Here is a 21,610-nt window from a genome sequence, read left to right on the forward strand (position 1 = left end):
GAAAGCGAGGGAGCGAGCCTCGCCAACATCGTGCACTGGACCATCGCCGTAGCGGACGGCCACGCGATCAACGACGGGTTCGCCGCCTTCCAACAGGCGTGGAACCCGGCCGACCCACCGCCCGCCATCACCGTCCACGTCGTCGCCGGCCTGGGCCCCGGCTTCCTCGTCGAGATCGACGCCGTCGCCGTCGTCTGACCCGCCCAGGGGACAGGTACCTTCACGACCCCGACGGCACCACCGACGCCAGCAACCGACCCAACGACTGGTTCGTCCGGTTGGCCCGCACCGCCGCCCGCTGCTGACCCGCCGTCACGTCGATGTAGTTCTGACTCGTCGTCAGACTCGCATGCCCCAACAACCGCATGATCTCCGACGCGCTCGCCCCGTCCTCCGCCAACCGCGTCGCGAACGTATGCCGCAACGCGTGTAACTGCGCACCCGCCGGCACCCGATCCGTGATCCCCGCCCGCCGGTAACACGACTCCACCAGATACTGCAGCCCACCGCGCCGCAACGGCTCACCGTGCCGATCCACCAGCAACACCGACGTACGCCCCACCGACCGCGCCCCGAACCGCCGCACCCGACTCTCCAGGTACGCCGACACCACCGCGTCCAACTCCGGCTCCACCGGCACCACCCGCGCCCGGCCACCCTTACCCGCCACCTCGACCCGCCGCTCGCCGGGCCGGCCCGCCAGCGACCCCACCCGCAACGCCAGCAGCTCCGACAGCCGCAGCCCGGCACACAACGCCAGCGCGATCACCGCCATATCCCGCTCCGGCCACGGATGCCGCTGCCGACGGTCGTCGTCGCGCGCCACCGCCTCCAGCAGCCGCTCCGGCGTCTCCTCGCCCCGCAGCGGCTTGGGCAGCGCCGGGGGAGCGGACGGCTTCCCGACCGCCGGCATCGGGTTGCCGGCCACCACCGCGTCCGCGACCAGGAACGTGAAGAACGTGTTCCACGTCGACCAGGCCCGGTAGACCGAGGCGACCGCGCGCGGGGCGGCGAACCGGGCGAACGCGGACCGCAGCGTACGGGCGGTCAGCGCCGAGATCGGCAGGCTGGCCAGGGGGAGGGGAGTGTCGGGATCCTCGGCGACCAGACGGGCGACCGACAGCAGGTCGCGCCGGTACGCCTCCAGGGTGTGCGGTGACGGCTTGCGCGCCGCCCGCGCCGTCAGGAACTCCTCGATGAGGACCACTACCCGCTGTTCGCCGGTTTCGTCCTGTTTGTCATGCATAAGGAATATTATGCAGCATTCACCGCTTCTTGAGAACCGGCCAGCCGCTCGGGGGACGCCTCACTCATTTCCGCCGACGGCCGGCCCCGCGTGATGCCCGATCGCGCCCCGCGGGCCGCGCACCACGCGCTGTGCCCTTGCTGCGCCGCGCGTGCCGACCGACGGGGCCGCCGACCCGTACTGGCCGCCGCGATCAAGGAGAAAGCATGCCCGACTCGTACACCTATGCGAAAACACAACTCCTTGATCAACGCGCCCCGGGGGCGGGTGCCGCCGATTTCCGAGCCCCCGATAATGCTCTGGTTGACATAATGTACATTATCGAACATTCAGATCAGGGGTCGGACCGCGCTCAGGCAGCCCTCTCCCGCCTTCCCTGAACGTGCGCGCCCAGCCGGCCCGGCGGTCCCGCTCGGGTACGCCCGCACTCACGCCCTGTCCGGCAGCCGGCCGGCACGCCGCGTCGTACCGAACCGGCGTCCCACCGCCGTTCCCGGCGCGACGCTCTCCTCTCGTGGCGGTCGAGCGTCACGCCAACCCCGTCTCCTCCGCCTGCGTCGGCGGCGGTCAGCTCCCGACGTACGTCGCCAGATGCTCGCCGGTGACGGTGGAACGGGCGGCGACAAGATCCGCGGGCGGGCCCTCGAAGACGATCCGGCCGCCGTCGTGGCCGGCCCCCGGCCCCAGGTCGATGATCCAGTCGGCGTGCGCCATGACCGCCTGGTGGTGCTCGATGACGATGACCGACTTACCGGCGTCGACGAGCCGGTCGAGCAGGCCGAGCAACTGCTCGACGTCGGCGAGGTGCAGGCCGGTGGTCGGCTCGTCGAGGACGTACACGCCGGCCTTGTCGCCCATGTGGGTCGCCAGCTTGAGCCGTTGCCGTTCGCCGCCGGACAGTGTCGTGAGCGGCTGGCCGAGGCTCAGGTAACCGAGCCCGACGTCGGCGAGCCGTTCGAGGATCTTGTGTGCGGCGGGTGTGTGCGCCTCGCCGGCGCCGAAGAACTTCTCGGCGTCGGTCACCGACATCGCCAGGACCTCGCTGATGTCGCGGCCGCCCAGGTGGTACTTCAGCACCGACGCGTCGAACCGCTTTCCCTCGCACTCCTCACAGGTGCTGGCGACGGTGGCCATGATGCCCAGGTCGGTGTAGATGACGCCGGCGCCGTTGCAGACCGGGCAGGCGCCCTCGGAGTTGGCGCTGAACAGGGCGGGCTTGACGCCGTTGACCTTCGCGAACGCCTTGCGGATCGGGTCGAGCAGTCCGGTGTACGTCGCCGGGTTGCTGCGTCGCGAGCCGCGGATCGGGGCCTGGTCGACCGACACGACGGCGTCGCGGCCGGCGACCGAGCCGTGGATCAGTGAGCTCTTTCCCGAGCCGGCGACGCCGGTGACGACGACGAGCACGCCGAGCGGGATGTCGACGTCGACGGCGCGGAGGTTGTGGGTGCTGGCGCCGCGTACCTCGAGTGCTCCGGACGGTGTCCGTACCGAGGGTTTGAGGCTGGCCCGGTCGTCCAGGTGCCGTCCGGTGAGGGTGCCGCTGGCGCGTAGGGCGTCGATGGTGCCTTCGAAGACCACTTCCCCACCGGCGGTGCCGGCGCCGGGGCCGAGGTCGACGATGTGGTCGGCGATCGCGATCGTCTCGGGTTTGTGTTCGACGACGAGGACGGTGTTGCCCTTGTCGCGCAGTTGCCGCAGTAGTTCGTTCATCCGCTGGATGTCGTGCGGGTGCAGGCCGATGGTGGGTTCGTCGAAGACGTAGGTGACGTCGGTGAGCGAGGAGCCGAGGTGGCGGATCATCTTGGTGCGCTGTGCCTCGCCGCCGGACAGGGTGCCCGAGGGCCGGTCGAGGCTGAGGTAGCCGAGTCCGATCTCGACGAAGGAGTCGAGGGTGTGCCGTAGCTTCGCCAGCAGTGGCGCGACCGACGGTTCGTCGAGGTCGCGGACCCAGGTGGCGAGGTCGCTGATCTGCATCGCGCAGGCGTCGGCGATGTTGATCCCCTTGATCTTGGAGGATCGGGCGCCTTCGTTGAGGCGGGTGCCGCCGCATTCGGGGCAGGTGGTGAAGACGACGGCGCGTTCGACGAAGGCGCGGATGTGCGGCTGCATGGCGTCGACGTCCTTGGCCAGGAACGACTTCTGGATCTGTGGGATCAGTCCGAGGTAGGTCAGGTTGACTCCCTCGACCTTGAGTTTGGTCGGCTCCTTGTGGAGCAGGTCGTGCAGTTCCCTCTTGGTGTACTTGCGGATCGGCTTGTCGGGGTCGAGGAAGCCGCAGCCGCGGTAGATGCGGCCGTACCAGCCGTCCATGCTGTAGCCGGGTACGGTCAGCGCGCCCTCGTTGAGGGATTTGGTGTCGTCGTAGAGGGCGGCGAGGTTGAAGTCGTTGACGGCTCCCCGGCCCTCGCAGCGGGGGCACATGCCGCCGGTGATGCTGAAGCTGCGTCGTTCCTTGGTGGTGGTGCCGCCGCGTTCGACGGTGACGGCTCCGGCGCCGGAGATGGAGGCGACGTTGAAGGAGTAGGCCTGGGGTGAGCCGATGTGTGGCTTGGCGAGGCGGCTGAACAGGATGCGGAGCATGGCGTTGGCGTCGGTGGCGGTGCCGACGGTGGAGCGTGGGTCGCTGCCCATCCGTTCCTGGTCGACGATGATCGCGGTGGTCAGTCCGTCGAGTACGTCGACGTCGGGTCGGGCCATGGTCGGCATGAAGCCCTGGACGAAGGCGCTGTAGGTTTCGTTGATCATCCGCTGTGATTCGGCGGCGATGGTGCCGAAGACCAGGGAGCTCTTGCCGGACCCGGAGACGCCGGTGAAGACGGTGAGTCGGCGCTTGGGGATGTCGACGCTGATGTCCTTGAGGTTGTTCTCGCGGGCGCCGTGTACGCGGATCAGGTCGTGGCTGTCGGCGATGTGTGGCGCGGGCGGCTGCGTCGTCGTGGCCTTGCTCATCGTGTCTCCATCTGTCGGGCGGGGCCGCGGTGGCGGCGTCGCCTGGTGCGTGGCGGGCCGGTCGCCCCGCTCCCCCGCCCGGCGCCGGTGTTCGGTGTCGTGGCGGCGCCGGGCGCGGGGGTCGGCGGTCATCGGTCGTTTCGTGGGTTCAGCCGAGTTCCTGGATGCGGACCATGTTGCCGGCGGGGTCGCGGAAGGCGCAGTCGCGGATTCCGTACGGCTGCTGGGTCGGCTCCTGGACGACCTCGGCGTCGCTGGCCTGGAGGCGTTCGAAGGTGCTGTCGAGGTCGTGGGTGGCCAGGACGACGCTGGCGTAGGTGCCTTTGGCCATCATCTCGGTGATGGTGCGGCGTTCGTCGTCGGTGATGCCGGGGTCGGCGGCCGGCGGGTGCAGGACGATGGAGGTGCCGGGCTGGTTGGTGGGGCCGACGGTGATCCAGCGCATTCCGCTGTAGCCGACGTCGTTGCGGACCTCGAAGCCGAGGGCGTCGCGGTAGAAGGCGAGGGCGGCGTCGGGGTCGGTCTGCGGCAGGAAGGTGTGGTGAATGGTGATGTCCATGCCGGTCACGCTAGTTGTGGCCGTTGGCTGCTGCTTCTCGATTCCTGATCGGTCTGGTCACCTGTTTGGCGACGCATGACGGGATTCCCGCGGTGGCGTGTCCGGCCTGGCGGCGGTAGACGCTGGGCGGGACGCCGACGAGTTCGGTGAAGCGGGTGCTGAAGGTGCCCAGTGAGGCGCAGCCGACGGTGAAGCAGACCTCGGTGACGCTGAGGTCGCCGCGGCGGAGCAGGGCCATGGCGCGTTCGATGCGTCGGGTCATCAGGTAGGAGTAGGGCGACTCGCCGTAGGCGAGCCGGAACTGGCGGCTGAGGTGTCCGGCGGACATGTTCACGCCGCGGGCGAGGGCCTCGACGTCCAGCGGCCGGGCGTACTCCCGGTCGATCCGGTCCCGGACGCGGCGCAGGCGGGCGAGGTCGCGCAGGTGCTGCGTCGTGGCGGAGTTGCTGGTCACGTGCGTGATGGTGCCATGGCGGTGGTGGGGTTGCCCAGCGTGGTCGGGGTGGTTCGGCCGGCTTTCTCCCACTGGTGGCCGGGCGTCACAGGGGCACCTTTGGTGTCGTGGCGGGTGGCCTGGCTGCCCGTACCCGATGATTTGGCCGAGAGGGCATGGGGGTCGTCTTTTCGGTGGCGTCGTGGTCGGGTGATGTATCGACGGTGGGCCTCGGGGGCGCCGTTGTTTCGGTGGTGCACACACCGTCCGTTCCGTTTTGGCTTTGCTGGGCGCTTGCGGCCCGGCTTCGCCCGGGTGCGGCGAACGCGAGTGCGATAGATCGCACCGCCAGAATCCGGTCTTGGCAGGGCGGGAGGGCGGCCAGTACGGTCGGGAAATCCGTTCCGGTTGTTGGGTCATCATCCGATGGCGCCGGAGCGGATCCGCTTAGTCGTATTCGTACGAGCCGGGGACCCAAGCAATCGGGGTGAATCCGTGGGCCGATGCCTGCGGTAGGGCGACCTTTCCCGCCCGAATCCGTCAGCTAACCCGGTAGGCGGTTGTGGAAGGAGACGACTGTTCGTGCGGTACCGAGCGTGCCTGGTTGGCACATCCCCCATTTCCCTGTCGTGCGGCCGCTTGTCGCGTGGACCGACGATCCTGGCTGTTTGCTGACGCCGGATCACTGATCACGACACCAGATCGGTTCGGAATCGACTGAGCCGGCCGTTGCCGGCTGTCCTTTTCCTGTTTCGCGTCTCCCGTTGTGGCGGCGGTGCCGTCTGCGGCCCGCCGTCGGTTTTGCGGGTCCTGTCCCGGGTGGGTCGCGATTCGTCGGTCTGGTCGACGTCTGCCGTTTTCGATTGGGACGCCGACGACAGTCGGCGGGTAATGGAGCTTCAAGTGGAAAACTCTCGTTCGTACAATCCGTTCCGTCGGGTTATCCCCAACCGTTTCCGTTCGGTGGCCGTGGCGTCGGCCGCCGTGCTGGCGGTGGCCGCGACGACGGGCAGCCTTTCGTCCGGTACCCCGACCGGGGCGGAGTCAAACGCGGGGGCCGAGTCGGGTGTGGTGCAGTTGGCGCTGACGCCGGAGCGGGCCCAGGCGGCGCCGCCGCAGGAGGCCGCACCCAAGGAGGCCGCGCCGAAGGCGCCGGCGGAGAAGACGCTGTCGTACGACTTCCAGTACCAGCCGAACGCGTACTACTGCGGTCCGGCGTCGACCCGTATCGCGCTGAGCGCGCAGGGGCACACGCCGAGCCAGGACAACCTGGCGGGGCAGCTGGGTACGACGTTCGCCGGGACGAACTCGTCGCACGACATCGCGCGGGTGTTGAACAAGGTGGTCGGCGGGGACGCCTACCGGGTGCGGGAGATTCCCGGCCAGAAGGCGACGTCGGCGCAGATGGACCGGCTGCAGGCGGACGTGGTCGAGGCGGTCGGCAAGGGGCGGCCGGTGGTGGCGAACATCGTCGGCGGGGCGACGGACAACGACGGCTTCTGGCGCAGCTTCCCCGGTGGGCACTACGTGACGATCGTCGGTTACGGCGACGAGGGGCGGCAGGTGCGGGTCGCCGATCCCAGTGGTGTCGGTCCGGCGAGCTACTGGATGAGCACGATCACGATGGCGCACTGGATGGCGTCGCGCGGTTACTCGTACTGACCGGGTACAGGTACGGAACAAGGGCCGGCCCTGGTGGGCCGGCCCTTTGTCGTGGGTCAGAGTCCGCCGGCGACGCGCAGGATGGTGCCGGTGGCGTACGACGCCTCGGGGCTGAGCAGCCAGGCGATGGCGTGGGCGATCTCGGGTGCGTCGCCGGCGCGGCCCAGTGGTGCGCGCTGGGCGATGCGGTTGGGGCGGTCGGGGTCGCCGGAGACGGTGTGGATGTCGGTCCAGACGGTGCCGGGTGCGACTCCGTTGACGCGGATGCCGCGTGGGCCGAGTTCTTTGGACAGGCCGATGGTGAGGGCGTCGACGCCGGCCTTGGCGGCGGCGTAGTGGATGTATTCGCCGGGTGAGCCGAGGGTGGCGGCGGCGGACGAGACGTTGACGATGGCGCCGCCGGCGTTCATGCGGCGGGCGGCCTGTTGGGCGCAGAGGATGGCGCTGACGAGGTTGACGTCGATGACGTGGCGCAGGTCTTGCGGGGTGAGGTCGACGAGTGGGCCGATGCGGCTGGTGACGCCGGCGTTGTTGACCAGGCCGGTGACCGTCCCCAGTTTCGCCTCGGTCTGGTCGAACAGGTCGGTGACCTGGTCGGGGTCGGTGACGTCGGCGCGTACGGCGATGCCGCGTCGGCCGGTGGTGTGGATGTCGGCGAGGACGGTTTCGGCGGCGGCGGTGTCGTCGCGGTAGCACAGGGCGATGTCGTGTCCGGCGGCGGCGAGCCGGCGTACGGTGGCGGCGCCGATTCCGCGGCTGCCGCCGGTTACCACGGTTACCGGTGTGTCGGGCACTGCCCACTCCCCCTCTTTCGGCTGGTCGTGGTGGTGACGCTACCGCGCTGCCGTCCGGTGTGGATGGCCGGCGTACGGTGGGCCGGTCGACGACGTGGAGGTGCGTGGTGGCCGGTCTGGGCAAGGGTGATCTGGTCGAGGACTTCGAACTGCCGGACGAGACGGGTACGCCGCGGCGGTTGAGTGTGCTGCTGGCGGACGGGCCGGTGGTGGTGTTCTTCTATCCGGCGGCGCTGACGCCGGGGTGTACTGCGGAGAGCTGTCATTTCCGGGACCTGGCTGACGAGTTTTCGCAGGTAGGGGCCAAGTTGGTGGGGGTCAGTCGGGATTCGGTGGAGCGGCAGCGGGAGTTCGCCGGCCGGTACGGGTTCGGTTATCCGCTGCTGTCCGACGTCGACGGGTCGGTGGCGCGGATGTTCGGGGTGCGGCGGGCGTTGCCGTTGGGTGCGCTGTCGACGCGGCGGATGACGTTCGTGGTCGGTACGGATCGGCGGGTGCTGGCGGCGATCCACAGCGAGGTGAGCATGACGGCGCACGCGGACCGGGCGTTGGCGGTGCTGCGGGAGGCGGCGGCGGGTTGACGCGGCCGGGGTGTCGTGCTCGACGTTGTCGGTGTGGCCTGGTAGGAAGGCTGCAATCAAACATGCGTACGAAAAGAGGGTTGTGATGGCGACGCGCACCGCTGGGTTGTCGACCGAGGAGCTGGAGGGCATCCGTGACTCGCTGGCGGCGGGTCGTAAGCCGAAGGTGGTGTTCACCGAGTCGGCGGGGCAGATCGCGGGGCAGGTCGGCCAGGTGGTGGCGCTGACGGATCCGGCGGTCTCCGAGGAGTGGGTGGTGGTCCGGTTCGGTCGTGACGAGCTGCCGTTCTCCCCCGCGGATCTGGGGATCGCGCCGCGGGTGCCGGCGGGCCGGCGGGCGGCGGAGCCGAAGGTGGGGGCCGTGGAGCCGGCGCCGCCGGCGGAGCCGGAGTTCAAGTTGGATCAGCCGGTGCCGGCCCCGCGGCCGGAGCCGGTGACCGAGTCGGAGCCGGAGGTGGAGGCGAAGCCGGCGCGGCGGGCGGCGAAGGCGGCCAAGGTGGCGAAGCCGAAGGCGGCGCCGGGGCTGACGGTGACGCTGGCGTACGCCGAGGGTGAGTGGACGGTGGGTGCGACGCAGGGCAGCAAGGCGTTGGCGAAGCCGTACGTCATCAAGCCGGCGGAGGCGTTGAAGATGGTGGCGTTGATCGACGTGCCTGGTGTGCACGAGGCGGTGGAGCAGATCGTGAGTGCCGAGCGGGCCGAGGCGGAGCAGCAGGCGGAGCGGTTGCGGTCGGAGTTGGCGGAGATCGAGGCGCGGCTGGCGGAGTTGCGCGACGCGGGCTGAGGCCCGGTGGATGCCGCTCACCCTGTGGCACGGCGCCACGGGGTGAGCGGGTCAGCGGTAGTCGGCGGCGTCGGCGTCGGGTTTGTCGCCGTAGTAGGCGTCGGTGATGAAGCGGGAGGCGTCTGGCCGGGAGCCGTCGAGGTCGGTGAAGCCGTAGTGGGCGGCGAGTTGGCCGGCGGAGAGCGCTTTTCCGGACCACCGGGCGTGGTCGGGGTCGGTGGCGAGGGCGACGACGGCGCGGCCGATGTAGTGCGGGGTCTCGGAGATGGCGAAGAAGCGGTCCTTGGTGATGCCGTCGCGCCAGTTGTGTTCGGTGACGCCGAAGCGGTCGAGCATGTCCTCGGAGCGCAGGAAGCCGGGGGTGAGGGCGACGGCGGTGACGCCGTGCGGGTGGAGTTCGTGGTGGAGCATGCGACCGATGCGGGTGATGGCGGATTTGACGAGGTCGTAGAACATGGTGCCGCGGTAGCGGTTGTCGAACATGTCGTCGCCGTCGGTGATTTCGCAGACCAGGCCCTGTTTGCGTCGGATGAGCAGCGGCAGGACGGTGTGCAGGGTGACGAGGTGGGTCTCCAGGGCGTTGCGTACGGCGCGTAGGCCGTTGTCGAGGTCGTGTTCCCAGATGGGTTTCCACTCGACGAGGTGGTCGCCGCCCCAGGTGTCGTCGAGGAGGATGTCGAGGCGGCCGTCCTGTTCGGCGGTGATGCGGTCGGCGAGGGCGCGTACGTCGGCGGGGTCGGTGTGGTCGCAGCGGACGGCGATGCCGGTGCCGCCGGCCCTGGTGACGAGGTCGGCGGTGTCCTCGATGGTTTCGGGGCGGCCGATGTCGCTGCGGGTGGCGCGGGTGGTGCGACCGGTGACGTAGACGGTGGCGCCGGCGGCGCCGAGTTCGACGGCCATGCCGCGGCCGGCGCCGCGGGTGGCGCCGGTGACCAGGGCGACGTGTCCGTGCAGGGGTGCGGTCATGGCTGCTCCTCAGGTGTGGACGGGGTGTCGCCAGCCGGCGAGGATCGCGTCGAGGTCGGTGTGGAGCCGGTCGCGCAGGCGGCCGTCGGGGCGGCTGGACCAGTGGATGGCGGCGCCGTCGGCGGTGGCGGTGAGGATGCGGGCGGCGATGGCGGCAGCGGGTGCGCCGGGCAGGGTGCCGGCTTCGACGGCGGCGCGGACCAGGGCCGCGACAGTGGCTTCGACGGCGCTGTGGAGGTCGGCGAGGCCGGTGCGCAGGTGTTCGTCGGCGAGTTCGGTGGCGAGTTGGGCGAGGTGGTTGGGGGCGGTGGCCGGGTCGTCGATCGCGGTGTAGCGGTCGACGAGGGCGTGCCGGATCGTGGCGACCGGGTCGCCGTCGTCGGGGCTGGTGGTGGCCGGCTGGCGTGCGGCGTCGATCGAGGCGGCGAGCATGGCGGTGAGCAGGCCGTGTTTGGAGCCGAAGCGGTGGATGAGGGTGCCGGCGCTGATCCGGGCTTCGGCGGCGATGTCGGCGAGGGTGAAGGCGGGGCCGTGGCGACCGATGACGGTGGCTGCCGCCGCCAGCAGCCGGTCGTCGGTGATTTTTCTTGGGCGGGCCATACCGGTTATTGCACCACGGTTCAATAACCGAGGTCGACCCGGGGTCACTCGGCGGGGATGTTGGCCACCCCGATCCGGCGCCGGAAGACCCAGTACGTCCAGCCCTGGTAGGCCAGGACGACCGGGGTGCACAACGCGGCGATCCAGGTGAGGATGCCCAGCGTGTAGCCGCTGGCGGCGGCGTTGGTGGTGGTCAGCGTGCCGGCCGGGTCGGTGGTCGACGGCAGCACGTCGGGGAAGATCGCGGTGAAGGCGGTGGCGACGAGCAGGCCGGTGGCGGCGGTCGTGCCGGTGAAGGCCCAGCCCTCGCGCCGTACCCGGTTGGCGGCCAGGCCGGCGACCAGGGCGAGGATCGCGAGCAGGGTGAGTGCGACGGCGGCGGTGTTCTGCCGGATGTTCAGCGTCCAGGCCAGGAAGATCGCGGTGAGCGGGAACGTCACCATGCCGAGGCGGCCGGCGAGCTGGTTGGCGCGCTCGCGTACGTCGCCGGTGGTCTTCAGGGCGAGGAACAGCGCGCCGTGGGTGGCGAACAGGGCCAGGAAGGTGGCGCCGCCGAGCAGGGTGTACGGGTGCAGTGCGGCGAGCAGGTCGCCGGTGTACTCGTGGTCGGCGGACAGGGGTACGCCGTGGACGATGTTGGCCAGGATGATGCCCCAGGCGACGGCGGGGACGGCGGAGCCGACGGTGATGGCGGTGTCCCAGCGGGCCTTCCAGGCGGCGTCGGGGCGCTTGTGCCGGTACTCGAAGGCGACGTTGCGGAAGATCAGGGCGATCAGGATGAGCAGCAGCGGCAGGTAGAAGCCGGAGAAGAGGGTGGCGTACCACTCGGGGAAGGCGGCGAACATGGCGCCGGCCGCGGTGATCAGCCACACCTCGTTGCCGTCCCAGACCGGGCCGATGGTGTTGATCAGGACGCGGCGTTCGCGGTCGTCGCGGCCGAGGGCGGGCAGCAGGATGCCGACGCCGAAGTCGAAGCCTTCGAGGATGAAGTAGCCGGTGAACAGGACGGCGATCAGCAGGAACCAGAAGGTGGACAGTTCCACGGGGTGCTCCCGGGGTCAGTAGGCGAAGGCGAGCGGCTTGTCTTCGTCGTCGTGTTCGGTCGGGTCGGGCTCGGGTGCGGTGGTGTCCGGCAGGCCGTGGCGGGCGTAGCGGACGAGCAGGCGTACCTCGACGACGGCGAGGGTGGCGTAGACGAGGGTGAAGGCGGCGAAGGAGGTGAGGACCTCGGCCAGGGAGACGCTGCGGGAGACGCCGTCGCGGGTGAGCATCTCGCCGAAGACGATCCAGGGCTGGCGGCCCATCTCGGTGAAGATCCAGCCGAAGCAGTTGGCGGCCAGCGGCAGGACCGGCATGACGAGGCCGGCGCGCAGCAGCCATTTCGAGGTGGGGGTACGGCCGCGGCGGTGGGCCCACAGCGTCCAGGCGGCGATCGCGGCGGCGGCGAGCCCGAAGCCGATCATGAGGCGGAAGCTCCAGTAGGTGACCGGGATGATCGGGGTGTAGCTGCCGGGGCCGTACTGGGCGGCGTACTGGGCCTGGAGGTCGTTGATGCCGTGGACCTCGCCGTTGACGTCGCCGGTCGACAGCCAGGAGAGCAGGTACGGGATCTTCAGGGCGAACAGTTCGCGGCTGCCGTCGAGGCTGCCGACGGTCAGTACGGAGAACGAGGCGGGCGACTCGGTGTCGTAGAGACCTTCGGCGGCGGCCATCTTCATCGGCTGCACCTGCGTCATGATCTTGCTCTGGATGTCGCCGGTGACCAGTACGCCGGCGGTGGCGACCAGGGTGACGACCGCGCCGAAGCGGGCGGCGAAGCGGTACGTGCCGGCGTCGGGGTTGCCGGGGCGGCGGATCAGGTGCCACAGGGCGACGGCGACGATCAGCGAGCCGGCGACGAGGAAGCAGCCGAAGATGGTGTGCGGGAAGGTGACCAGGGCGACCTTGTTGGTCAGGACGGCGACGAAGTCGGTGAGTTCGGCGCGGCCGCTGTCCGGGTTGATCCGGTAGCCGACCGGGTTCTGCATCCAGGAGTTGGCGGCGAGGATGAAGTAGGCGCTGACGGTGGAGCCGACGGCCGCGGCCCAGATGCAGGCGAGGTGTACGCGTTTCGGCAGCCGGTCCCAGCCGAAGATCCACAGGCCGAGGAAGGTGGATTCGAGGAAGAACGCGAGTAGTGCCTCGATCGCGAGGGGGGCGCCGAAGATGTCGCCGACGAAGCGGGAGTAGTCGCTCCAGTTCATCCCGAACTGGAACTCCTGCACGATGCCGGTGACGATCCCCATCGCGAAGTTGATCAGGAAGAGCTTGCCGTAGAACTTGGTGAGCTTGAGGTAGCGCTCGTTGCCGGTGCGCAGCCACATGGTCTGCAGGACGGCGACGAGGACGGACAGGCCGATGGTGAGCGGTACGAACAGGAAGTGGTAGACGGTGGTGACACCGAACTGCCAGCGGGCGACGTCCAACGCGTCCACGGTTTTCCCCCGTCATCGAGGTTCTACGACAACCGGTAGTAAATACTACTGCTCGTCGTAGAGGCTTCCGGCCCTACCCGGGGGTGCCACACGTCACCTCCCGCTGGCACGGCTGTGCGACGATCTACCGCTGATGGACGACTCCCCCACCACCTGGCGCGCCCCACGACTGTGGCTGTTCTTCCAGTTCCTGGCCCGCGTCGTCGTCGGGCTGCTGGCCCGGCTGAAGGTCACCGGCGACGTACCCGACGGGCTGCGGCACGGGCCGCTGATCCTGGCCGCCAACCACATCAGCCCGTTCGACCCGATCGCGCTCACCGCCGCCTGCCGGGTCCGCCGGATCGCCCCACGGATCATGGCCACCGGCGGGCTGTTCCGCGCCCCCGTCGTCGGCGCCGCCATGCGGCACTGCGGCCACATCCGGGTCGACCGGCGCACCGAGAACGTCGGACAGGCCCTGCACAGCGCCGCCGAGGCCGTCGCCGGCGGCTCGGTGGTCATGGTCTACCCGGAGGGGCGCATCGGACTCGACCCCGGCATGTGGCCCGAACGCGGCAAGACCGGCACCGCCCGGCTCGCGTTCGCCAGCGGCGCGACCGTCGTACCGGTCGCGCAGTGGGGCGCGCACGAGGTGCTGCCGTACGGTGCCCCGAAAGGGATGTTCGGCGGCATCGCCCGCGCCCTGGTGCGCCGGCCGGTGATCCGGGTGCACTTCGGGCCACCGGTCGACCTGGCCGACCTGGACCCGGCCGTGCCCGGCGCGGCGCTGAGGGCCACCGACCGGATCATCGACGCGCTCACCGACACCCTGGTGCCGCTGCGCCCCGACGAACCCGACCGGCCCCGGCACGTCGACCCCGCCCGGCCGGTCGACACCAGCCGCAGCCACCGCCGCCGCACCGACCGTTGACGTACGGCCCGGCGAGCCCTCAGCCGCGCCGCTGGCGCAGGTAGGCGAGCACCGCCTCACGGGTCGTCCGGACCCCGAACACCTCGCGGGCCTGGGCGATCCGCCGGTTCGCGGTCCGCAGCGACAGGAACTCCGCCGCCGCGGCCGCCGCGATCGTCTCCCCGTTCGCCAGCCGCTCCAGCAGCGCCCGCTGCTCCGGGATCAGCACCACCGCGGTGTCGTCCTCCGGCTCGGCCTCCGGGTCGCGGAACACCGGACCGAGCCGGGCCAGGTCACCGACCAGCGCCCGGCCCACCTCGGTCGACGTGTCGGCGATCGCGACCACCCCGACGCCCCGGGCCGCCGCGAGCACCGCCAGCCGCACCGTCTCCAGGTCGGGAACCCGGCCGAACAGCACCACCTTCGCCTCGGACATGTCCCACGTCGACTCGGCCAGGGCGAAGCCCTCCCGGGTCAGCCACCCCGCCCGCGCCAGCCGGCGCAGGACCGTCGTCGCGTCGGGAGCCGACGGCACCACGTAGCGGGGCGGCTCGCCGCCGCTCACCGCAGTACCTCCAGCGCCAGCGCCGCCGCCTCGGTCCGGGTCCGGGCACCGAGCTTGCGCATCCCGGCCCGGATGTGTGTCTCGACCGTCTCGCCGGAGATCCCGAGCTGCCCCGCGATACGGCGCGTCGGCTCCCCCTGCGCCACCAGCCGCAGCACGTCACGTTCCCGGTCGGTCAGTTCGGTGCCCGAGCGGGGGCCACGGCTGTCGCGACGTACGGCGTGCCGGCGCAGCGCCCGGTGCGCCCGGCCGACCAGGACGACCAGGCCGGCCTGCTCGGCGAGCTGCTCGGCGGCCAGCAGCGGCGGCACCGCCCGGGCCGCGTCGGCCTCGTGCAGGCCGTGCGCGAGCAGGCAGCGGACCTCCTCGCGTACGGACAGGTCGTGCCAGGCCTGCGCGGCGGTCGCGAACCCGTCGGCGGCGGCCCAGGCGGCCAGCGTCTGCGCGACCGGCGGCAGCCGGTCGGTGGCCGGGTCGGCGGCGACGGGTTCGGCGGCCCCGGCGTCGTACGCCGCCCACCGGGCGGTGATCCGGCGCAGCCCGTCGACCAGGGCCGGACCGCCGCGGGCGGTGACCGGCGCGACCGCCCGGTCCGGCTGCCCGTCGAGCCAGGCCGCCTCCCGCCCCACCCAGTCCAGCAGTACGTCGACGGTCGTCGACCCGGTCGGCGCGCTCGCGAGCCGGGCCCGGGCCGGGGCGAGCAGGCCACCGTCGGCCTCGACGAGACTGGCGGCCGCGATCGTGTAACCGCGCGCCAGCACCGGCAGGGTGCGGTCGGTCAGGTCGCCGGCGCGGCGCACGACCTCGTCGGCGCCGCCGCCGCGCAGCGCCGTGCACCACAGTTGCGCGGCCAGGAACCGGGTCTGCCAGCTGTAGGCGAGGTCGGCGGCGCACGCCTGCGCGGCCTGGTCGGCGGTCTGCGCGGCCTCGGCGAGGCGGCCGTCGGCCGCGAGGGTCTCGACCAGCAGCCACGCGCTCCAGCGGGCGGCCAGCGCCTCGCCGGCCGCCCCGGCGGCCGCGGCCGCCGACGCCAGGGCGTGCTCCCAGCCGGGGGTGCGGCCGGCGGCGTGGACGGCGGCGACGGCGGCCCGCAGCCCCGGGTGCGTGGGCGGGTCGCCGTGCCGGGCGACGATCGCCGCGGCGGTCGCCGCCGCGCCGTCGGGGTCGCCGGCGAGCTGGGCGAGCAGCAGCACCCGGTCCCGGCCGGCGACATGGGCCGGCGCGGCGGAGTCGGGTACGGGTGCCGCGGCCTCGCGGGCACCGGCGAGGTCACCGATCTGCAGCAGTGCCTCGGCGCGCAGCACGGCGGCGTCGACGCCGAGCGGGAAGGTGGTGGTCAGCACCCGGGCGGCGGCCCGGGGCCGGCCGCTGGCCAGGGCCGCGACGGCGGCGTCGACGCGTACGCCCGGCGCCGGGTCGACGCCGGGCAGGCCGCAGGCGAGCAGCAGCAGTTCGGCGCGCTCGCCGGCGGTGGTGGTGCCGGCCGCGGCGGCGACCGCGTGCGCGTACGCGGCGTCGGTGTCACCGGCGGCGGCGAGGTGCCGGGCCGCCTCCCGGGCCGGCACGAGTTCGGCGAGCCGGCGGTGCAGGGCGCGCCGGCCCTCGTCGTCGAGCAGCCCGGCGGCGACCTCGGCGACGTACGGCGACACCGGGCCGACGGAGCCGGCCGGGTCGACGGCGACCAGGCCGGCGGCGGTGAGTTCGTCGACGCCGGCGCCGAGGACCGCGACGGTGGCCGGCCGGCCGAGCAGGCCGAGGGCGGCCATCGCGGTGCGGGCCGGCCTGGTCAGGTCGGACAACGCGGCCGCGACGGCGTAGCCGACCTGGTCGATGTCGTCGTCGGCGGCGGCCGGTGCGGCGGCGCCACGGCGGGTGCCGGCGTGCCGGGCCAGGGTCTCCACGGCCAGCGGCACCCCGCCGGCCCGGCGTACGACGTCGGTGACGGTGGCCGGGTCGAGGGCGGGGGCGACCCGGCGGGCCAGGTCGGTGGCGGCGTCGGGGTCCAGGGCCGGCATGCTGAGCCAGCCGGCGGCGGCGGTGCGCAGCGCGGCGACGGCCTCGGCGGGCAGCCGGTGCGGGGTACGCAGGGCGACCACGATCCGGCAGTGCGCGGCGAGCGGGACCAGGGCGGCGATCGTGGCCGGGTCGGCCCACTGCAGGTCGTCCAGGAGCAGCAGGCCGGCCCGGACCCGGGAGCGGACGGCCTCGGCCAGCAGGGCCGGGTCCTGGGCGGGCAGGCGTACCTTGACCGCCCGGGTCAGCGCGAACGCCGGCACGGTCGACAGCATCGCCAGGCCACCGCCGGCGAACACCGGGCCGCGGAACGCGGCGCCGAGTCCGGAAAGGACGGTGCTGCGGCCGCTGCCGGGGCCGCCGGTGACGACGACCAGGCCCGGTGCGGCCAGCAGCGCGGTCGCCTCGTCGACGACGGTGCGCGGCCGTGCGGTGGCGGCCTGGCCGTCCAGGGCGCGGTCGGCGATGTCGCCGCCGGGTGCGTGACGCACGCGTCCTCCCCTGACACTGGGCTCGCGGCCCCGTCGGGTGAGACGGTGGCACGAACATGGGATCCTGCGCCGGCAGGATATTCGTAGTGTGAGGTCCGGCAGGGACGCTGCGCCCTGCCGATTGTCGAAAGGGACGACCACCGAGATGAGCGAGCAAGGCCACCGGACCCCCGTCATTGTTGCCGACCGTACCGCCGGCTGACGAGTCATGGGTCCAGGTCCGCTCAGTGTCCGTGTCGCTGCTCTGTGTGACGAAGTTGGTCCGAGAGTCGGTCCTAGCGCTCAGGCGCAGGTGTTCGGCGTACGCCGTCGACTCGACGAACCGTTGCGAGTGGCCATCGCGGGACGTCTGAAAGCCGGAAAGTCGACACTTGTTAACGCACTTATCGGGCGCCGGGTGGCGCCCACGGAGGTCGGTGAGTGCACCCGGATCGTCACCCAGTTCCGCTACGGCACCGCCGACCGGGTCGACGTCGTACGCCGCGACGGCCACCGGGTCAGCCTCCCGCTGGACGAGTCGGGCATGATCCCGCAGCGGCTGGGGGTGGCCCGCGCCGACATCGCGTTCGTCGACGTCACCCTGACCAGCGACCACCTGCGCGACCTGACCGTGGTGGACACCCCGGGTCTGTCCTCGACGAACACCGCGGTCAGCGCCAACGCGCAACGGTTCCTGTTCAGCGAGGGCAGCGCCCCGTTCGACGACGACATCGACGACGACTCGGTCGGGGCGATCTCCGGCGCCGAGGCGATCATCTACGTCTTCACCCAGTCCGTACGCGACGACGACCTGCAGGCCCTGGAGGCGTTCCGGTCGGTGTCGGCCCGGCTGGCCAGCAACCCCATCAACTCCCTCGGCCTGTTCAACAAGGTGGACAAGCTGGTCGGGGCGATGGCCGACCCGTGGCCGGTGGTCGGCCCGCTGGCCGCCGACCAGACCAAGGTGCTGCGCCGGGTCGTCTCCGACGTGGTCCCGGCGATCGGGCTGCTCGCCGAGACCACCGAGGCCGGCCGGCTCACCGCCGCCGACTGCGAGGCGCTGCGTACGCTCGGCCAGCTCCCGCAGAGCGAGCGGCTGGTGCTGCTGGCGTCGGTCGACCTGTTCACGTCCCGTGAGTGCGTCGTACCGCGCGAGCAGCGCGAGCGGCTGCTGCGGCTGCTCGACCTGTACGGCATCGGCTTCGCCATCGCCCAGCTCGCCGCCCGGCCGCAACTGGCCAGCGGAGACCTGGTCCGGATGCTGTTCCAGGCGTCCGGTTTCCCGCGCCTGAAGCAGACCCTCGACCAGGCGTTCCGGTGGCGCACCGACGCCATCAAGGCGGGCTGGGGCCTGTCCAGCCTGGAGAAGGTCGCCAGCCACACCGAGCGGCCGCAGGACCGCGAGCTGCTGCGCGACGCCATCGAGCGGGTGCTGCAGCAGCCGGAATACCACCGGCTGCGGCTGCTGGAGGTGGCGCAGCAGGTCACCACCGGGTCGGTGGAGCTGCCCGAGCCGATGGAGCAGGAACTGACCCGGCTGGCGCTGTCCAACGACGCGCAGTGGATCCTCAACCTGCCCAGCGCCGGCGTCGACCAGCTCGTCAAGGCGGCCCTGGAGGCCGCGACCCGGTGGCGGGTCTACGCCGTCGCCGGCGCCAGCCCCGCCCAGTCCCGGGTCGCGCTGGTCGCCCACCGCGGCTTCTACCTGCTGTCGCAGCAGATGCGGGCCGGCGGGGGCATGCGGTGAACAGCACGTACGGGGCGGCCGCCCGGCCGTCGCGACTTGATCATCCGGCAGCCGCGACCACCGCGCGGACCACGGACGCAGACGAAAGGTGCCCGATGTGACCACGACCGCCAACGCCAAACCCGAGGCGGCCCTGGGCAAACTGCTCACCGCGGCGGTCGACTCCTCGCAGGCGTTCCTGCGCAAGGTCGACCCGGACGCCGCCGCCGACATCGACGCGTTCCGCCGCCGTCAGGTCACCCGGCCGTCCATCGTGGTCGTCGGGGAGACCAAGCGCGGCAAGAGCTCTCTGGTCAACGCGCTGATCGGGGTACCGAACCTGTCGCCGGTGGATGCCGCCGTGGCCACCGCCACCTACCTCGAGTTCGTCCACGCCGAGACGCCCGGCGCCAAGGCGTGGCTGCCCGGCCGCGAGGACCCGGTCCCGCTCGGCCTGAACGACCTGCGCGACTGGGGCACCGCCTTCGGCCGGCTGCCCGAGGGGATCCGCCCGCCCCGGCGGATCGAGGTCGGCCACACCGCCCCGCTGCTGCAGTACCTGACGCTGGTCGACACCCCGGGCACCGGCGGCCTCGACCCGATGCACGCCGAGATCGCCCTCGACGCCGTCGAGAAGGCCAGCGCCCTGCTCTTCGTCGTCGACGCGTCCGGGCCGTTCGCCAAGCCCGAACTCGACTTCCTCATCGAGGCCAGCAAGCGGGTCAACTTCGTGGTGTTCGCGCTGACCAAGACCGACGCCTACCCGGGCTGGCGGACCATCTGGGACGACGACCGCGGCCAACTGCAGAGCCACGCGCCCCGGTTCGCGTCCGCCCCCTGGTATCCGGTGTCGGCACGGCTGGCCGAACTCGCGATGACGCTGCCCCGCGAGGCCGCCCCCGAACTCATCCGCGAGTCGCGGATCGCCGAACTCCAGCACGCCCTGATCGCCCTGGCCGGCAAGGGACACCTGATCCAGCAGGCCAACGTGCTGCGGACCATCCGGTCCGAGGTCATCCGGCTCGACCTGGAGATCACCGACCGGATGAAGGCCACCGACCCCGACCCGGCCGACTCCGAGAAGGCCAAGAAGGACCGCGCCGCCCTGGCCGCCCGCAAGCGCACCGACTCCCGGCAGTGGTCGTTGGCCCTGAACACCGAGACCCAGCGGGCCCGGGTCGAGGCCACCGGCCGGCTGCGCACCTACGTCAGCAGCCTGCAGGAGAACTTCCTCAACAAGATCGAGAAGTCGAAGGGCGACGACCTCAAGAACCTGCCCCAGGAGGTCGACCGGGCGCTGCACGCGCTGTCCGTACGGCTGTCGCACGAACTGGAGTTCCGGTTCCGCAAGGTCGGCGAGCGGGTCCTGGCCCAGGTGTTCGCCCCGCACGAGCTGCAGCACGTGCTGCGCCGCCTCAACGCCACCCTGCGCCACGCCCTGGCCAGCAAGCCCCGCCGCGAGGGCGGCAACGGCGACAACATCATGATCGCGATGTCGGCCGGTGGCATGGCGATGATGGCCGGCCGCGGGGCGATGGCCGGCGCCTCCGCGCTCGGCGCCGGCGCGCTGGTCGGCGGCGGCCTGCTCATCCCGTTCGCCGGCGTCGGCCTCGGCCTGGCCGCCGGCGCGTTCCTGATCTACAAGCGCCGCGTGCAGTCCGACCGCCAGCAGGCCAAGGTCTGGCTGCGCGAGGTGCTCGGCGAGGCACGGGCCGCGATCTCCGACGAGATCATGCACCGGTTCACCGACCTGCAGTACGCGCTGACGCTCGCCCTCGACGACGCCATCGAGCGCCGGCTCGCCCAGCTCGACGCGCACATCGCCGCGATCGACAAGGCGATGGCCGAGGACAAGGCCAGCCGCGCCAAGCGCAAGGCCGCGTTGCAGACCGAGCGGGAGGCACTGCGGGCCCGTGTCAAGCAGGTCGACGAGGTCCTCGTCCGGGCCCGGGCGATCCAGCCCGCCCAGGTACAGGAGTAGACGGCGATGGGGGGCATCGTGATCAGTCAGCTCAGGTCGGGTCGTGCCGGTTCGAAGCGCAGCGGAGGAGTGGCATGAGCGAGCACCGCGAGCGAATCAGCTGGCTCAGGTCGAGTCATGACAGCTCGGAGCGCAGCGGAGGGCTGTCATGACCGACAACTGGGACCAGTGGCCCGAGGAAGACGGCTTCGACAGCGGCGACACCGCCAACCTCGACGACCTCCAGGGCGGCTACGCCGACGACGGCTACGCCAGTGAAGGGCTCGGCCCGGCCGATTCCGACCTGCCGGCCGACGACCTGCCGGACGAGGAGCTGCCCGGCGACGTCCCGGCCGCCGGGACGTTCGGTGCGCCGCTCGGCTACGGCGACCTCGTGGACCAGCCCGTCGACGCCGAACCGATCGACGCCGACGACACCGGGCTCGACGAGCCGGCACCGGCCGCCGAGTCGGGGCTCGGCCCGGCCGACGCCCCGGTCGGCGCCGACCCCGACCTCGACCCGCACGGCGACGGCGAGTCGTGGCCGGACTCCACGTTCCCGCCCGCCCTCGACCTCGGCGCCCCGCCGGAACCGGTCGACGGGTTCCCGTGGACCGACGCCGACACGCTCGGCGCCGGCGACGCCGCACCGCTGGCCGACCCGGGTACGGCGTACACCGACGCGCCGCCGGCCGACGACCTGGCCGCGTACGCCGGCACCGACACCCCGGCCGACGGCGACCCGTGGACGACCCTGGCCGGCTCCGAGGACCCGGCGACCAGCAGCCTGGCCCGGTTCTGGGCTCCGGGAACGGCGTAGCACCCGCTTCCGCGCCGCTTCGGGCGGTCGTGGGCGCGGCGGACCACCCATGGTGTCGCGCACCAGCACGGTCCGGCCGATCCGCCGGACCGGGGCGCGTCTGGTCGCCGCGAGCA

General features: G+C 71.9%; 19 protein-coding genes and 1 riboswitch. Of the genes, 8 read left to right on the forward strand and 11 right to left on the reverse strand.

The features are described from left to right. Window positions 1–30 precede the first annotated feature (30 nt). Entirely contained in the window at window positions 31–198 is a 168-nt protein-coding gene (locus AB0M79_RS29830) for a RidA family protein (RefSeq protein ID WP_364219995.1), read from the forward strand. A 22-nt stretch (window positions 199–220) separates the two neighbouring features. On the opposite strand, the gene AB0M79_RS29835 is transcribed toward AB0M79_RS29830, so the two are convergent. The 4 genes from AB0M79_RS29835 to AB0M79_RS29850 all read right to left on the reverse strand — a co-directional run bounded on the left by AB0M79_RS29835 (window position 221) and on the right by AB0M79_RS29850 (window position 5,211). After that, window positions 221–1,246 (reverse strand): tyrosine-type recombinase/integrase, encoded by a 1,026-nt coding sequence (locus AB0M79_RS29835; protein ID WP_357540326.1) that lies wholly within the window; start codon window positions 1,244–1,246, stop codon window positions 221–223. Window positions 1,247–1,813: 567 nt separating this feature from the next. Beyond that, window positions 1,814–4,198, reverse strand: a complete 2,385-nt coding sequence (locus AB0M79_RS29840; protein WP_364219998.1) for an excinuclease ABC subunit UvrA — start codon at window positions 4,196–4,198, stop codon at window positions 1,814–1,816. Between the two features lie 148 nt (window positions 4,199–4,346). After that, entirely contained in the window at window positions 4,347–4,757 is a 411-nt protein-coding gene (locus AB0M79_RS29845; protein WP_357540330.1) for a VOC family protein, read from the reverse strand. A gap of 10 nt (window positions 4,758–4,767) precedes the next feature. Beyond that, window positions 4,768–5,211: a helix-turn-helix transcriptional regulator gene (locus AB0M79_RS29850; RefSeq protein WP_364220001.1), complete on the reverse strand. Its 444-nt coding sequence runs from the start codon at window positions 5,209–5,211 to the stop codon at window positions 4,768–4,770. A 413-nt stretch (window positions 5,212–5,624) separates the two neighbouring features. Beyond that, window positions 5,625–5,764: riboswitch (cyclic di-AMP (ydaO/yuaA leader) on the forward strand. 389 nt (window positions 5,765–6,153) lie between these two features. Here AB0M79_RS29850 and AB0M79_RS29855 point away from each other — a divergent pair. After that, a complete protein-coding gene (locus AB0M79_RS29855) occupies window positions 6,154–6,852 on the forward strand; it encodes a C39 family peptidase (protein WP_364220004.1) in 699 nt (232 codons plus the stop codon). Window positions 6,853–6,908: 56 nt separating this feature from the next. Here the strand turns inward: AB0M79_RS29855 and AB0M79_RS29860 are convergent, their stop codons facing one another. Then, on the reverse strand, window positions 6,909–7,646 hold the full coding sequence (locus tag AB0M79_RS29860; protein WP_364220007.1) for an SDR family oxidoreductase: 738 nt from the start codon (window positions 7,644–7,646) through the stop codon (window positions 6,909–6,911). 104 nt (window positions 7,647–7,750) lie between these two features. Here AB0M79_RS29860 and AB0M79_RS29865 point away from each other — a divergent pair, with 104 nt between their 5' ends. Together AB0M79_RS29865 and AB0M79_RS29870 are read left to right on the forward strand one after the other, a co-directional pair. Then, a complete protein-coding gene (locus tag AB0M79_RS29865; protein ID WP_364220010.1) occupies window positions 7,751–8,227 on the forward strand; it encodes a peroxiredoxin in 477 nt (158 codons plus the stop codon). Between the two features lie 85 nt (window positions 8,228–8,312). After that, window positions 8,313–9,011: a hypothetical protein gene (locus AB0M79_RS29870; protein WP_364220013.1), complete on the forward strand. Its 699-nt coding sequence runs from the start codon at window positions 8,313–8,315 to the stop codon at window positions 9,009–9,011. Window positions 9,012–9,062: 51 nt separating this feature from the next. Here AB0M79_RS29870 and AB0M79_RS29875 read toward each other — a convergent pair whose 3' ends face one another. Genes AB0M79_RS29875 through AB0M79_RS29890 form a run of 4 tightly spaced genes read right to left on the reverse strand, consistent with a single transcriptional unit; the run spans window position 9,063 to window position 13,051 of the window. Beyond that, a complete protein-coding gene (locus tag AB0M79_RS29875; protein ID WP_364220016.1) occupies window positions 9,063–9,977 on the reverse strand; it encodes an SDR family oxidoreductase in 915 nt (304 codons plus the stop codon). A 9-nt stretch (window positions 9,978–9,986) separates the two neighbouring features. Then, window positions 9,987–10,577, reverse strand: coding sequence for a helix-turn-helix domain-containing protein (locus tag AB0M79_RS29880; protein WP_364220019.1), 591 nt, complete (start codon window positions 10,575–10,577; stop codon window positions 9,987–9,989). A 44-nt stretch (window positions 10,578–10,621) separates the two neighbouring features. After that, window positions 10,622–11,620 carry a cytochrome d ubiquinol oxidase subunit II gene (gene cydB / locus AB0M79_RS29885; protein WP_364220022.1) on the reverse strand — a complete coding sequence of 333 codons (999 nt, stop codon included), beginning with the start codon at window positions 11,618–11,620 and terminating at the stop codon, window positions 10,622–10,624. 15 nt (window positions 11,621–11,635) lie between these two features. Continuing rightward, window positions 11,636–13,051 carry a cytochrome ubiquinol oxidase subunit I gene (locus tag AB0M79_RS29890; RefSeq protein ID WP_364220025.1) on the reverse strand — a complete coding sequence of 472 codons (1,416 nt, stop codon included), beginning with the start codon at window positions 13,049–13,051 and terminating at the stop codon, window positions 11,636–11,638. Window positions 13,052–13,184: 133 nt separating this feature from the next. Here AB0M79_RS29890 and AB0M79_RS29895 point away from each other — a divergent pair, with 133 nt between their 5' ends. After that, entirely contained in the window at window positions 13,185–13,961 is a 777-nt protein-coding gene (locus AB0M79_RS29895) for a lysophospholipid acyltransferase family protein (protein ID WP_364220028.1), read from the forward strand. Between the two features lie 19 nt (window positions 13,962–13,980). On the opposite strand, the gene AB0M79_RS29900 is transcribed toward AB0M79_RS29895, so the two are convergent. Next, window positions 13,981–14,505, reverse strand: coding sequence for a LuxR family transcriptional regulator (locus tag AB0M79_RS29900; protein WP_357540352.1), 525 nt, complete (start codon window positions 14,503–14,505; stop codon window positions 13,981–13,983). Beyond that, window positions 14,502–17,009, reverse strand: coding sequence for a LuxR C-terminal-related transcriptional regulator (locus tag AB0M79_RS29905; protein ID WP_364220031.1), 2,508 nt, complete (start codon window positions 17,007–17,009; stop codon window positions 14,502–14,504). The genes AB0M79_RS29900 and AB0M79_RS29905 overlap by 4 nt, the downstream gene beginning before the upstream one ends. A 208-nt stretch (window positions 17,010–17,217) precedes the next feature. Here AB0M79_RS29905 and AB0M79_RS29910 point away from each other — a divergent pair, with 208 nt between their 5' ends. The 3 genes from AB0M79_RS29910 to AB0M79_RS29920 all read left to right on the forward strand — a co-directional run bounded on the left by AB0M79_RS29910 (window position 17,218) and on the right by AB0M79_RS29920 (window position 21,494). Further along, window positions 17,218–18,735, forward strand: coding sequence for a dynamin family protein (locus tag AB0M79_RS29910; protein ID WP_364220034.1), 1,518 nt, complete (start codon window positions 17,218–17,220; stop codon window positions 18,733–18,735). Between the two features lie 97 nt (window positions 18,736–18,832). Beyond that, on the forward strand, window positions 18,833–20,695 hold the full coding sequence (locus AB0M79_RS29915) for a dynamin family protein (protein WP_364220037.1): 1,863 nt from the start codon (window positions 18,833–18,835) through the stop codon (window positions 20,693–20,695). 148 nt (window positions 20,696–20,843) lie between these two features. Continuing rightward, window positions 20,844–21,494, forward strand: a complete 651-nt coding sequence (locus AB0M79_RS29920; RefSeq protein WP_364220040.1) for a hypothetical protein — start codon at window positions 20,844–20,846, stop codon at window positions 21,492–21,494. Window positions 21,495–21,610 lie beyond the last annotated feature (116 nt).

Origin of the sequence: Polymorphospora sp. NPDC051019, from assembly GCF_040683055.1 — a bacterium.
Taxonomy (GTDB): domain Bacteria; phylum Actinomycetota; class Actinomycetes; order Mycobacteriales; family Micromonosporaceae; genus Polymorphospora; species Polymorphospora lycopeni.